The sequence below is a fragment of the Streptomyces sp. BE303 genome (genome assembly GCF_036290945.1).
Taxonomy (GTDB): Bacteria; Actinomycetota; Actinomycetes; order Streptomycetales; family Streptomycetaceae; genus Kitasatospora.
Window position 1 is genome coordinate 102074 of sequence record NZ_JAQYWZ010000767.1, and the last position, 13545, is coordinate 115618.

Annotated in this window: 10 protein-coding genes and 2 tRNA genes; 11 read left to right on the plus strand and 1 reads right to left on the minus strand. The window is 72.7% G+C overall.

The window, feature by feature from the left end:
- Positions 1-240 precede the first annotated feature (240 nt).
- The 7 genes from PUR56_RS23425 (at position 241) to PUR56_RS23455 (ending at position 10716) form a co-directional block, all read left to right on the plus strand.
- Positions 241-2235, plus strand: coding sequence for an APC family permease (locus PUR56_RS23425; RefSeq protein ID WP_329950423.1), 1995 nt, complete (start codon positions 241-243; stop codon positions 2233-2235).
- Positions 2236-2685: 450 nt separating this feature from the next.
- Complete coding sequence (gene kdpF, locus PUR56_RS23430) at positions 2686-2775, plus strand: K(+)-transporting ATPase subunit F (protein ID WP_238863773.1); 90 nt, start codon at positions 2686-2688, stop codon at positions 2773-2775.
- Position 2776: 1 nt separating this feature from the next.
- The gene (kdpA, locus tag PUR56_RS23435; protein ID WP_329950359.1) at positions 2777-4438 is read left to right on the plus strand and encodes a potassium-transporting ATPase subunit KdpA; all 1662 of its coding nucleotides are present in this window, start codon (positions 2777-2779) and stop codon (positions 4436-4438) included.
- Positions 4438-6555 (plus strand): potassium-transporting ATPase subunit KdpB, encoded by a 2118-nt coding sequence (gene kdpB, locus PUR56_RS23440; RefSeq protein ID WP_329950360.1) that lies wholly within the window; start codon positions 4438-4440, stop codon positions 6553-6555. Before kdpA ends, kdpB begins: the two co-directional genes overlap by 1 nt.
- Before the next feature lie 15 nt (positions 6556-6570).
- The gene (gene kdpC, locus PUR56_RS23445; protein WP_329950361.1) at positions 6571-7203 is read left to right on the plus strand and encodes a K(+)-transporting ATPase subunit C; all 633 of its coding nucleotides are present in this window, start codon (positions 6571-6573) and stop codon (positions 7201-7203) included.
- Between the two features lie 238 nt (positions 7204-7441).
- Positions 7442-10042, plus strand: a complete 2601-nt coding sequence (locus PUR56_RS23450) for a sensor histidine kinase KdpD (RefSeq protein ID WP_329885434.1) — start codon at positions 7442-7444, stop codon at positions 10040-10042.
- On the plus strand, positions 10039-10716 hold the full coding sequence (locus PUR56_RS23455) for a response regulator (RefSeq protein WP_329950362.1): 678 nt from the start codon (positions 10039-10041) through the stop codon (positions 10714-10716). The genes PUR56_RS23450 and PUR56_RS23455 overlap by 4 nt, the downstream gene beginning before the upstream one ends.
- A 270-nt stretch (positions 10717-10986) precedes the next feature.
- On the opposite strand, the gene PUR56_RS23460 is transcribed toward PUR56_RS23455, so the two are convergent.
- Positions 10987-12258: a hydrolase gene (locus PUR56_RS23460; RefSeq protein WP_329885432.1), complete on the minus strand. Its 1272-nt coding sequence runs from the start codon at positions 12256-12258 to the stop codon at positions 10987-10989.
- 263 nt (positions 12259-12521) lie between these two features.
- Here PUR56_RS23460 and PUR56_RS23465 point away from each other — a divergent pair.
- From PUR56_RS23465 to PUR56_RS23480, 4 genes are all read left to right on the plus strand, one after another.
- Positions 12522-12594 (plus strand) — tRNA-Thr (locus tag PUR56_RS23465).
- 43 nt (positions 12595-12637) lie between these two features.
- Positions 12638-12710 (plus strand) — tRNA-Met (locus PUR56_RS23470).
- An 87-nt stretch (positions 12711-12797) separates the two neighbouring features.
- The gene (gene rpmG / locus PUR56_RS23475; RefSeq protein WP_006604855.1) at positions 12798-12962 is read left to right on the plus strand and encodes a 50S ribosomal protein L33; all 165 of its coding nucleotides are present in this window, start codon (positions 12798-12800) and stop codon (positions 12960-12962) included.
- Between the two features lie 116 nt (positions 12963-13078).
- A complete protein-coding gene (locus PUR56_RS23480; protein WP_329950363.1) occupies positions 13079-13540 on the plus strand; it encodes a MaoC family dehydratase N-terminal domain-containing protein in 462 nt (153 codons plus the stop codon).
- The last annotated feature ends 5 nt before the right edge of the window (positions 13541-13545 follow it).

Consider the following 13545-nt stretch of genomic DNA (forward strand, 5'->3'; position numbering starts at 1 on the left):
TCTTGACGATGTCTTAACGGCCCCCCTCCGTGCTCCCCGCATGCCCTCCGAACGCCCCCGCGCCACCTGGCGTGCCGCGCCCGCAGCGGCCCCGACCTGCGGGAACGTCCCCGCCGATCGGAGATGCCGGGCGTTCCGGACACTCCTCGGAGGCCCGTTCCGCGTCGGCCGGACGCGCTTACGCTCGCCCATGTGTTCAACGTGCCCCAGGCGCTCAAGCGCCTAGTGATCGGCAGAGCCATGCGCAGCGAGGAGCTGGGCGAGACGCTGCTCCCCAAGCGGCTGGCGCTGCCGATCTTCGCTTCCGACCCGCTCTCCTCGGTCGCCTACGCGACCCAGGAGATCCTGCTGGTGCTCACCGTCGGTGGCGCCGCCTTCCTCTCGCTGACCCCGTGGGTCGCGGCCGGTGTGGTCGCCCTGATGGCGGTCGTGGTGATGTCGTACCGCCAGGTCGTGCACGCCTACCCGAGCGGCGGCGGCTCGTACGAGGTGGTCTCCCGGAACCTGGGCGCCAACTCGGGCCTGGTGGTGGCCGCCTCGCTGCTGGTCGACTACGTGATGACGGTCGCCGTGTCGGTGGCCTCCGGCGTGGACAACATCATCTCGGCGCTGCCCTCGCTCGCCGACCACCGGGTCGAGCTGGCGGTCGGCTTCGTCGTGCTGCTGATGGCGGGGAACCTGCGCGGAGTGCGGGAGTCGGGCAAGGCCTTCGCCGCGCCGACGTACCTGTTCATCGGCGGCATCCTGCTGATGGTGGTCACCGGGCTGGTCCGGGCCGTGCTCGGCGACGCGCCGGTGGCGGCCAGCGCCTCGTACGGGATCGTGCCGGAGGACGGCAGGGACACCCTGGCCGGACTGGGACTGCTGCTGCTGGGACTGCGGGCGTTCGCCTCCGGCTGCACGGCGCTGACCGGGGTCGAGGCGATCTCCAACGGCGTGCCGGCGTTCCGGGCACCGAAGTCGAGGAACGCCGCCGCCACGATGGCCGTGATGGGCACCACGGCCGTGGTCATGTTCGTCGGCATCACGGCGCTGGCGCTGGTGTCCGACGTCCACATCGCCGACGACGCCTGCCACCTCACCGGGTTCCCCGGCGACTGCACGACCGCGCCCCAGCAGACCGTGATCGCCCAGCTGGCGGCGGCGGTCTTCGGCGGCGACGGGAGCGTCCTCTTCTACGCGATCCAGGCGGTCACCGCGCTGGTGCTGATCCTGGCGGCCAACACCGCGTTCAACGGCTTCCCCCTGCTGGCCTCGATCCTGGCCGAGCACCGCTACCTGCCCCGGCAGATGCACACCCGCGGTGACCGGCTGGCCTTCTCCAACGGCATCATCGCGCTCGCGGTGGTGGCCGGCGGGCTGCTCTGGCTGTACGACGCGGACGTCACCAGCCTGATCCACCTCTACATCCTGGGGGTCTTCACCTCCTTCACGCTGTCGCAGATCGGCATGGTGCGGCACTGGAACCGCACCCTGGAGACCGGGACCGACCCGGCGGTCCGGGGCGGCGCCCTGCGGTCCCGGGTGATCAACTCCTTCGGTGCGGTCACCACCGCGCTGGTGCTGGTCGTCGTGCTGCTGACCAAGTTCACCCAGGGCGCCTGGCTGGCCGTGGTCGCGGCGGCGGTGCTCTGGGTGATGATGCGCGGCATCCGGCGGCACTACGACAGCGTCGCCGAGGAGCTGACGGTGGACGACCCGGACGCCGAGTCGGTGCGGCCCTCCAAGGTGCACGGCATCGTGCTGGTGTCCAAGGTGCACAAGCCGACCCTGCGGGCGCTCGGCTACGCCGAGGCGTTCCGGCCGGACTCGCTGGAGGCGCTCACCGTCGCCGTGGAGCCGGACGCCACCGGCGAACTGGAGCGGCAGTGGCGGGAGCTGGCCGTGGCGGTGCCGCTGAAGGTGCTGGACTCGCCGTACCGGGAGATCACCCGGCCGGTCGTCCAGTACGTGCGGGAGTACCGCCGGACCGGCCCGCGCGAGGCGGTGGCGGTGTTCATCCCCGAGTACGTGGTCGGGCACTGGTGGGAGCACCTGCTGCACAACCAGTCGGCGCTCTGGCTGAAGAGCAGGCTGCTCTTCACCCCGGGGGTGATGGTGATCAGCGTGCCGTGGCAGCTGACCTCGGCCGGCCGGGCCGACCACCCGTCCCGCCGGGCGCCGGGTGCGGTCCGGCGCGGCGAGCCGGCGGTGCGGTCGGAACGGGAGAAGCTGCCGGCGCCCGAGCACGCCTGACGCACGCGGGCAGGGGTGCGGCAGGAGCGCAGGAGCGCAGGACTACGGGAGCACAGGAGTACGGGAGTCACCCCACGGGCCCCGGACGGCATCGGCCGTCCGGGGCCCGTGGGGTGACCCGGCACAGCGGCCCCGGACGTGACCCCGGACGTGACCGGCTGCGACCCCCTACGCACGGAGCCCCGGCCCCGCCGCCCCCGGGCCCGTATGGAGCCCGTCAACAATCGAACGTACGCCGTATGGAGGGCGTCAAGAACGCCGTTGACGCGCCGTGAGGGCGGTTGGCTGGCGTAGCCGGCCCGCCGCCGGTGCCGCGCCCCGCCCCTTCTACGCAGGCCGCGGCCACCTCCGAACCACTGTGGTGGAGCCCATGTCCGATCTCATCTACGTCGGTGTCACGGTCGCCGTGTTCGCCGTCATCGCCCTGATCGCGCGGGGGGTGGAGAAGCTGTGAGCGCCGAGAACGTCGCAGGTCTCATCGTGGCCGTCGCCCTCGTCGGCTACCTCGTCGTGGCGCTGATCTACCCGGAGAAGTTCTGACATGAGCTCCACTCTCGCGGGCTGGCTGCAGGTCCTCGCCCTGGTGGGCGCACTGGCCCTGTGCTACCGGCCCCTGGGCGACTACATCGCCCGGATCCTCACCACCTCCCGGCACCTCAGAGCCGAGCGCGGCCTGTACAAGGTGATCGGCGTGGACCCGGACGCCGACCAGCGCTGGTCGGTGTACCTGCGCTCGGTGCTGGCCTTCTCGGCCGTCTCGGTCCTCTTCCTCTACGGCCTGATCCGCCTCCAGGGCCACCTCCTGCTGAACCTCGGCGTCGAGCAGATGCCGGGCCACCAGGCGTGGAACACCGCGATCTCGTTCGTCGCCAACACCAACTGGCAGTCCTACAGCGGCGAGGCCGCGATGGGGCACGTGGCCCAGATGGCAGGTCTGGCGGTGCAGAACTTCGTCTCCGCGGCCGTCGGCATCGCCGTCGTCGCCACCCTGATCCGGGGCTTCACCCGCAACCGGACGGACCGGGTCGGCAACTTCTGGGTCGACCTGACCCGGATCAGCCTGCGCCTGCTGCTGCCGGTCGCGGTCGTCTTCGCCCTGGTGCTGGCGGCGACCGGGGTGGTGCAGAACTTCCACGGCTTCCACGAGGTGGCCGCGCTGGTCGGCGATCCGCAGTCGGTCCCGGGCGGGCCGGTGGCCTCGCAGGAGGTCATCAAGCTGCTGGGCACCAACGGCGGCGGCTTCTTCAACGCCAACTCGGCGCACCCGTTCGAGAACCCGACGGGTCTGAGCAACTTCCTGGAGATCTTCCTGATCCTCCTGATCCCGTTCGCGTTGCCGCGGGCCTTCGGCCGGATGGTCGGGGACCACCGGCAGGGCTACGCGATCGTCGCGGTGATGGGTCTGTTCTGGGCGGCGTCGGTGGCGCTGATCACCTTCTCCGAGTCGCAGCACGCCGGTTCGGCGATGCAGGCGGCCGGCGGGGCTCTGGAGGGCAAGGAGCAGCGGTTCGGTATCGCGGCGTCCGGTCTGTTCGCGGCGTCGACGACGCTGACCTCGACCGGTGCGGTGAACTCGTTCCACGACTCGTACTCGGCGTTCGGCGGCGGGTTGACGATGTTCAACATGATGCTGGGCGAGATCGCGCCCGGCGGTGTGGGCTCGGGCCTGTACGGGATGCTGGTGCTGGCGATCGTCGCGGTGTTCGTGGCCGGTCTGATGGTCGGGCGCACCCCGGAGTACCTGGGCAAGAAGCTCGGCGGGCGGGAGATGAAGTTCGCCTCCCTGTACATCCTGACCACGCCGACGCTCGTGCTGGTCGGTACGGGTGTGGCGATGGCGCTGCCGGGTCAGCGGGCCGGGATGCTCAACTCGGGTGCCCACGGCTTCTCCGAGGTGCTGTACGCGTTCACCTCGGGCGCGAACAACAACGGCTCGGCGTTCGCCGGCATCACGGTCAACACCGACTGGTACGACACCGCGATCGGCCTGGCCATGGTGTTCGGCCGGTTCCTGCCGATGGTCTTCGTCCTGGCCCTGGCCGGCGCGCTCGCACAGCAGCAGCCGGTCCCCGCCACCCCGGGCACCCTGCCCACCCACAAGCCGCTGTTCGTGGGCCTGCTGTCGGGCGTCGTCCTGATCGTCGTCGGCCTCACCTACTTCCCGGCCCTGGCTCTCGGGCCGATCGCGGAAGGTCTCTCCTGATGTCCTCCACCCTGACCGAGAAGCCGGCCCCCCGGCCGGAGGCGCCCGCCGAGGCGCCGCACAGAGCGGCCGGCGGCCTGCTCGACCCGAAGGTGCTCCTCGCCGCCCTGCCGGACGCGGTGAAGAAGCTCGACCCGCGCGTGATGGTCAAGAACCCCGTCATGTTCGTGGTCGAGGTCGGCTCCGTCGTCACCACGGTCTGCGCGATAGCCGACCCGTCGGTGTTCGCCTGGTCGATCACCGTCTGGCTCTGGCTGACCACGGTCTTCGCCAACCTGGCCGAGGCCGTCGCCGAGGGCCGTGGCAAGGCGCAGGCGGACACCCTGCGCCGGACCAGGACCGACACCGTGGCCCGGCGGCTCACCGACTGGCCCGCGGGCCGGGGCGAGGAGGAGGTCCCCGGTGCGTCGCTGCGCCTGGGCGACCACGTCGTGGTCGAGGCCGGCCAGATCATCCCCGGTGACGGGGACGTCGTCGAGGGCGTCGCGAGCGTCGACGAGTCGGCGATCACGGGCGAGTCCGCGCCGGTGATCCGCGAGTCGGGCGGAGACCGCTCCGCCGTGACCGGCGGCACCAGGGTGCTCTCCGACCGGATCGTGGTGAAGATCTCCTCCGAACCCGGAAAGACCTTCATCGACCGGATGATCGCCCTGGTCGAGGGCGCCGCCCGGCAGAAGACGCCGAACGAGATCGCGCTCAACATCCTGCTGGCCTCGCTGACCATCGTGTTCCTGGTCGCGGTCGTCACCCTGCAGCCGATGGCCACCTACGCGGGCGCCCCGCAGTCGATGATCGTGCTGGTCGCCCTGATCGTGGCGCTCATCCCGACCACCATCGGCGCGCTGCTCTCCGCGATCGGCATCGCCGGCATGGACCGGCTGGTCCAGCGCAACGTGCTGGCGATGTCCGGCCGCGCGGTCGAGGCCGCCGGCGACGTCAACACCCTGCTGCTCGACAAGACCGGCACCATCACCCTCGGCAACCGCCAGGCCGCCGAGTTCCTCCCGGCCGCCGGCGTCACGGTCGAGGAGCTGGCCGACGCGGCGCAGCTCTCCTCGCTGGCCGACGAGACCCCCGAGGGCCGCTCGATCGTCGTCCTCGCCAAGACGCGGTACGGCCTGCGCGCCCGCGCCCAGGGCGAGTTGGCGCACGCCACCTGGGTGCCGTTCACCGCCCAGACCCGGATGTCCGGCGTCGACCTCGACGAGCCCGACGGTCCGCACCGGGTCCGCAAGGGTGCGGCGGGATCGGTCACCACCTGGGTCACCGAGAACGGCGGCACCGTCGGCCGTGACGTAGCCGAGCTGGTCGACGGCATCTCGGCCGCCGGCGGGACCCCGCTGCTGGTCGCCTCCAAGGCCGGCCCCGCGGCCCCGAAGGCCCTCGGCGTGATCCACCTCAAGGACGTGGTCAAGGAGGGCATGCGGGAGCGCTTCGACGAGCTGCGCCGGATGGGCATCAGGACGGTCATGATCACGGGCGACAACCCGCTGACCGCCCGGGCGATCGCGGAGGAGGCGGGCGTGGACGACTTCCTCGCCGAGGCCACCCCCGAGGACAAGATGGCGCTGATCAAGAAGGAGCAGGCCGGCGGCAAGCTGGTCGCGATGACCGGCGACGGCACCAACGACGCCCCGGCCCTCGCCCAGGCCGACGTCGGTGTCGCGATGAACACCGGGACCATGGCGGCCAAGGAGGCCGGCAACATGGTCGACCTCGACTCCAACCCCACCAAGCTGATCGAGATCGTCGAGATCGGCAAGCAGCTCCTGATCACCCGCGGCGCGCTCACGACCTTCTCGATCGCCAACGACGTCGCGAAGTACTTCGCGATCATCCCGGCCATGTTCGCGTCGGTGTACCCGGGCCTCGACAAGCTCAACATCATGGGCCTGCACAGCCCGCAGTCCGCGATCACCTCGGCGATCGTCTTCAACGCCCTGGTCATCGTCGGCCTCATCCCGCTCGCCCTGCGCGGGGTGAAGTACCGCCCCTCCGACGCCAGTTCGCTCCTGCGTCGCAACATCGGGGTCTACGGCCTCGGCGGGCTCGTCGTCCCCTTCGCCGGGATCAAACTGATCGACCTGGTCGTCCAGTTCGTCCCCGGCCTGAGCTGAGAGAGGAGAACCCCCGTGTCCAAGCCCCTGCCCACCACCGTGCGCACGCACCTCACCGCCCTGCGGATGCTGCTGGTGATGACGGTGATCCTCGGTATCGCCTACCCGCTGCTGGTCACCGGCATCGCCCAGGCCGCCTTCCCCGACAAGGCCGACGGCTCGATCGTCAGGGTCGACGGCAAGGAGGTCGGCTCCGGCCTGCTGGCGCAGAGCTACGACCTGCCCAAGCAGAACCCGGACGACCCGGACGAGGTCGCGCTGCCGGACCCGAGGTGGTTCCAGCCCCGGCCCTCCGCCGGCGGCCACGACCCGAAGAGCTCCGGCGCCTCCAACCTGGGCCCCACCAGCGAGGACCTCACCGCGACGGTCGAGGAGCGCCGCAAGGGCGTCGCCGCGTTCGACGGCGTCGACCCGGCGAGCGTCCCGGTGGACGCCGTCACCGCCTCCGGATCCGGCCTCGACCCGCACATCTCGGTCGCCTACGCCGAGCAGCAGGTCGACCGGGTCGCCAAGGCCCGTGGCAACGTCTCGCCCGAGCTGCTGAAGAAGCTGGTCGAGAAGTACACCGAGGGCCGCTCGCTGGGCTTCCTCGGGGAGCCGGGCGTGAACGTGGTCCGACTCAACGCCGCGCTGGCGCAGCAGAAGTGAGCGCGGAGGGCGTGCGGACGCAACGCGCGCCGGCCGACCGGCCGGACCTGTGAGACTGGCCGACCCGGGCCGGGGCACTGCCCCGCGCCCGGGTCGGCCGCCGTCCGTTCCGGCCCCCGGAACCGCCCCGTTCCGGGGACCGCCCCCGGCCACCCTCGCGCCTCGCCCCTCGCCCCTGACCTCCGCCCCCGCCCCCGCCCCAGAAGCCGCCTCGTGCGCAGACGAAAGAGCAGCGCCCATGGTCCGCGACCTCGCTCCCGGCACCGGCCACCGCCGAGGCCGGCTGAGGGTCTACCTCGGCTCCGCCCCCGGTGTCGGCAAGACCTACCGGATGCTGGACGAGGCGCGGCGCAGACAGGACCGCGGCGCGGACGTGGTGGTCGGCTACATCGAGTGCCACGGCCGCCGGCACACCGAGTCCATGCTCGCCGGTCTGGAGGTCCTCCCGCGGGTCCACCGCTCCTACCGGGAAGGCGACTTCGAGGAGATGGACCTCGACGGCGTGCTCGCCCGCGGGCCCGCCGTCGTCCTGGTCGACGAGCTGGCCCACACCAACGTCCCCGGCGGCCGGCACACCAAGCGCTGGCAGGACGTCGAGGAGCTGCTGGACGCCGGGATCGACGTCATCACCACCGTCAACGTCCAGCACCTGGAGTCGTTGAACGACGTCGTCCAGAAGATCACCGGCATCCCGCAGCGCGAGACCGTCCCGGACGAGGTGGTCCGCCGGGCCGACCAGATCGAGCTCGTCGACATGGCCCCGCAGGCACTGCGCCGGCGGATGGCCCACGGCAACGTCTACAAGGCGGAGAAGGTGGACGCCGCGCTCTCCCACTACTTCCGGGTCGGGAACCTCACCGCCCTGCGCGAACTCGCCCTGCTCTGGGTGGCCGGGCGGGTCGACGAGGGCCTGCGCGACTACCGGGCCAGCCACGACATCGACCGCGTCTGGGAGGCCCGCGAGCGCGTCGTGGTCGCCCTCACCGGCGGCCCCGAGGGCGAGACGCTGGTCCGCCGCGCCGCCCGGATCGCCGACCGCACCGCCGGCGGCGACCTGCTCGCCGTCCACGTCACCCGCAGCGACGGCCTGGCGGGGGCCTCGTCGGGGGAACTCGCGCAACAGCGGCAGCTCGTCGAGAACCTCGGCGGCAGCTACCACGTGGTGGTGGGCGACGACATCCCCACCGCGCTGCTCGCCTTCGCCCGGGCCCACGACGCCACCCAGCTCGTCCTCGGCACCAGCCGGCGCGGCCGGACCACCCGCTTCCTGACCGGCCCGGGAATCGGCGAGACCACCGTGGACGCCTCCGAGGACATCGACGTCCACATGGTCACCCACGAGTTCACCGGCCGCGGCCGGCTGCCGTCGCTCGGCCGCCGCCACTCCAGGCGCCGCACCGTCACCGGCTTCCTCGCCGGGCTGGTGGTGCCCTGGCTGATCACCGCCGGACTCTCGCAGTCCCACGACACCGTCAACCTCACCACCGACGCGCTGATCTTCCAGCTCGGCGTGGTCGTGGTCGCCCTGCTCGGCGGGGCGACCTCCGCGCTGGTGGCCTCGGTGGTCGCCTCGCTGCTGCTCAACTACTTCTTCATTCCGCCCGTCCACGCCTTCACCATCGGCGAGACCAACAACATCATCGCCCTCACCGTCTTCGCCGCCGTCGCGCTGACCGTCTCCACGGTGGTCGACCACGCCGGCCGGCTCACCGCCCGGGCCGCCCGGGCCACCGCCGAGGCCGAGACGCTCTCCACCCTCGCCGGCAGCGTGCTGCGCGGAGCCGACGCCCTGCCCGCCCTGCTGGAGAAGTCCCGCACCGCCTTCGGCATGCACGCCGTCGCCCTGCTGGAGCGCACCGGCGGCGAGGTGCTGGCCGCCTGCGACGGCGGGGGCGAGCCCGAACCCGGACAGCCGGCCGAGGCCACCGAGGTCCCGGTCGGCGCCGACGCCGTCCTCGTCCTCACCGGACGCCGGCTGCCCGCCGCCGACCAGCGCGTCCTCACCGCCTTCGCCGCGCACGTCGCCGCCGCGCTGGAACGCGACCGGCTCGCGGTGGTCGCCGCCGAGGTCGAACCCATCAAGGCCGCCGACCGGATGCGCACCGCCCTGCTCGCCGCGGTCAGCCACGACCTGCGCACCCCGCTGGCCGCCGCGCTCGCCTCGGTCGGCTCGCTGCGCAGCCCGGACGTCGAGTTCTCGCCCGAGGACCGGGCCGAACTGCTGGCCACCGCCGACGAATCCCTGGTCAAGCTCACCCGGCTGGTCGACAACCTGCTCGACATGAGCCGCCTCCAGGCCGGCGCGCTCACCCTGCACCTCGCCGAGACCCACGTCGACGAGATCCTGCCGCGCGCCCTCGACTCGCTGCCCGACCCGTACGCGCCCGTCCAGCCGCTGGACCTGGAGAACGTGCCGCCGGTCCTGGCCGACCCGCCGCTGCTGGAACGCGTCCTCGCCAACGTGATCGCCAACGCGCTGCGCCACAACGCGCCCGGCGCGCCGGTCCTGGTGGCCGCCAGCCACCACCGGGGCCGGGTCGAGGTCCGGGTGATCGACCGCGGCCCCGGCATCGCCCCCGAGGATCGCGACCGGGTCTTCCTGCCGTTCCAGCGCCTCGGCGACACCGACAACACCACCGGCGTCGGCCTGGGCCTCGCGCTCTCCCGCGGCCTCGCCGAGGCCATGGGCGGCAGCCTGGAGGTCGAGGACACCCCCGGCGGCGGCACCACCATGCTGCTCACCCTGCCCGCCGCGGGGCCGTACGGGCCCGACGGGGGCCGTCCGGACGAGACCGGGCCCGGCACGGGGGAGCGGCACCCGGGAGGGGTCCCCGCATGAGCGAGATCCTGGTCGTCGACGACGAGCCCGCCCTGCTGCGGACCCTGCGGGTCAACCTGAGCGCCCGGCAGTACGCCGTGCGGACCGCCGCCACCGGCGGTGAGGCGCTGGACCGCGCCGCGCACACCGCCCCGGACGCCGTCCTGCTCGACCTCGGCCTGCCCGACCTGGACGGCATGGAGGTCATCCGGGGCCTGCGCAGCCGCAGCGCGGTGCCGATCATCGTGCTGTCCGGCCGCTCGGGCGGCGCCGACAAGGTGAACGCGCTGGACGCCGGCGCCGACGACTACCTCACCAAGCCGTTCCTGATGGAGGAGCTGCTGGCCCGGCTGCGGGCGGTGCTGCGCCGCCCGCGGGCCGGCCCGCCCGCGCCCGTGCCGGTGCTGGTCGGCGACCACACGGTGGACCTCGCCGCCACCACCGTCACCGGTCCGGACGGTCCGGTCCGGCTCACCCCGACCGAGTGGCGGATCCTGGCCCTGCTGCTGGCCAGCCCGGGCCGGCTGGTGCCGGGCCGGCGCATCCTGCGCGAGGTCTGGGGGCCGGACCGGGAGCTGCGCGGCAACTACCTGCGGGTCTACCTGGCGGGGCTGCGCCGCAAGCTGGAACGCGATCCGGCGCGCCCGCGCCACCTGATCACCGAACCCGGGATCGGCTACCGGTACGAGCCCTGAGGCCCGCGCGGTGCGCGGGCGGCGTCAACGAGCCGTCAGGAGCGGACCTCCGGGCGTCAGGAGGGCGTCAGGAGGGGGCGGTGGGGGCGGTTCGCGGGCGTAGCGTCAGCGGTGAGGAAGCGGCCCCGCTCCATGTGGGGGATGCCTGGGGCCGCTTCGCCGCCTCGGCGGCCAGGGTGGGGGAAGGGGCGCGCGGTCGATACTGCGCGCCCCTGCCGCCTGTTCGGAGCAGGGCGACCGCCCCTGCCCGGGCGCCCGCGCTGCGGCCGGTCACCCCCCGCCCGCGCTGCCCGACTGCCGGGGCAGCGCCAGCGCCACCGTGTCGGCGAACTCCCGCACCGCGCTGGTCCGGCTGACCACGCGTCCGCTGTGCACCACCAGCCGGCTGTGCCCGCCGGCCAGCGCCCCCGCCAGGCTGTCGCCGCGGACCGCCAGCAGCTCGGCCGGGAAGCCGGCGTCCACCCGCACCGGAGGCAGCCCGAGCGCCGCCCGCGCCTGGTTGGACACGGTGTCGTACGCCGCGTCGGGGCTCAGCACCCCGCCCGCCGCCAGCAGGTACGCGGCCTCCAGCGGATCGGCCCGACCGACCGGGTTGGCGCCGTCCCGCAGCGAGCCGCTGCCCGCCACCAGTGGCACCCGCGCCTCCACCAGCTCGCGCAGCACCGAGTGCCGCAGCCCGACCGCCGGGCCCTCCAGACCGGAGCAACCGCCGTTCTGCGGCAGGCAGACCACCCGGACCCCGCTGCTGGCCAGCACCGCCGAGGCGCCCGGCGCCAGCGACCCGCACGGCCCCAGCACCACCCGCGGCCGCAGCGGTCCGAGCGCCCCGGCCAGCCGGGCCAGCTGTCCCGGGTCGGCGGCCGTGGTGTGCAGGTCCACCGGGCAGTCCGCCTCCCGGGCGGCCTCCAGCAGCACCTGGACGAAGCCCGCCGGGTCCGGGTCCAGTTCGGGGCAGCCGCCGGCCGCGGTGGCGCCCAGCTTGAGCGCGTCCCGCAGCTGGGCCCGGCCGTCCGCACCGGCCCGGCCGGTGAGCAGCCGGGGCATGGCGACGGCCTGCAGGTCGGCGAGGCCGCGCAGCGCCTGGCGGGCGGTGAGCACCGCCTCCAGCCGGCGCAGCCCGTGCACGTCGCCGATCCGGACGTGGGTGCGCTGGGCGGTGGCGCCGTAGCCGAGCGAGGTGAGCGCGGCCTCGGTGACCCGCCGGGTGAGGTCGGAGGGCGTCTCCGGCGGAGGGGCGGGCAGCGCGGCGGAGAAGGCGACGTCGTAGTGGGCGTGCACCTCGGCGGGGGCCGGCAGCAGCAGGTAGCCGCGGAGGTCGATCCGGGCGCCGGTGGTGACGGTGGGGGCGCCGGGCAGGGCCGGCAGCGGGCCGAGACCGCCGGAGGTGCCGACGGCCTGGATCCGGTCGCCGCTGATCCGGACGTCCACCACCCGGCCGTCGGCCAGCCGTGCGTCGGTGAGGAGCAGGACGGGGCCGTGCCCGAGCGGGTTGGCCGCCGGGCCGGGTCCGGGCTGCGGCCCGTCGGCGGCTGCGCTGTCCATCGCCCGGCTCCCTCTTCGTGCCGGCCCGGCCCGCTGTCCACGGCCCCGTCCCGGTTCCGATCAATGAGCGACGAGCCTACGGCGGGCAGGGGCGGGGCGCAGGGAGGCGGGCAATAGTCGTATCGGGTCGGGCCGCTGCCCGACCGGGCCGGTCGAACGCGCTGCCTTCGATCGCTCGCCAGTGCAGGCCGTCCACCTGCGGACTTCGCGGCGGGATACGGATTTCACCTCTGGGCGCGGAACGTGTAATCTCTTCCTCGTTCGCCCCTATAGCTCAGTCGGTAGAGCGTCTCCATGGTAAGGAGAAGGTCTGCGGTTCGATTCCGCATGGGGGCTCTGGTGAGAGAGGACCGGCTTCGGCCGTGTTCAGGATCACCGTGGCGGTGTAGCTCAGTTGGTAGAGCAAGCGGCTCATAATCGCTGTGTCACCGGTTCAAGTCCGGTCACCGCTACTCCGCGTAGTCGGTCGGGAGATCGCACTCCCGGTCGGCTACTCTTGTCTTTGTTCTCATTCATTGTTGTACAAGGAAGGCACTCCCGTGGCTGCCACCGATGTCCGCCCGAAGATCACGCTGGCCTGCGTGGAGTGCAAGGAGCGGAACTACATCACCAAGAAGAACCGGCGTAACGACCCGGACCGTCTTGAGATGAAGAAGCACTGCCCCCGCTGCAACTCGCACACCGCGCACCGCGAGACCCGTTGACCCTGTTGCAGGGCACCGGGCCTGTGTGAACCAGGTCTACGACTCCGGGCCGCAATCCTCATTGGGTTGCGGTCCGGAGTTTTTTTGTCATCCAACGCGCTTCCGAGGAGTTGCCCGTGGCACTCGACCCCTCCTTCATCGGGCGGACGTACCCGCCCACCGAGCCGTACGAGGTCGGCCGGGAGAAGATCCGCGAGTTCGCCGCCGCCGTGGGCGACGCCAACCCGGCGTACACCGACCAGGAGGCGGCCAAGGCGTTCGGTCACCCGGACGTGATCGCCCCGCCGACCTTCCCGTTCATGCTCACCTTCCGGGCCGCCGCCCAGGTGGTCCAGGACCCCGAGCTGGGCCTGGACTACAGCCGGGTCGTGCACGGGGACCAGAAGTTCGTCTACACCCGCTCGGTCCGGGCCGGTGACCGGCTGACCGTCGAGGTCGCCATCGACAACATCAAGTCACTGGCGGGCAACGACGTCCTCACCGTGCGTGGCGAGGTGTCGGACGAGACCGGCGAGCACGTGGTGACGTCGGTCATGACGCTGGTGGCCCGGGCCGCCGACGAGAAGACGGGGGAGTGAGCCCG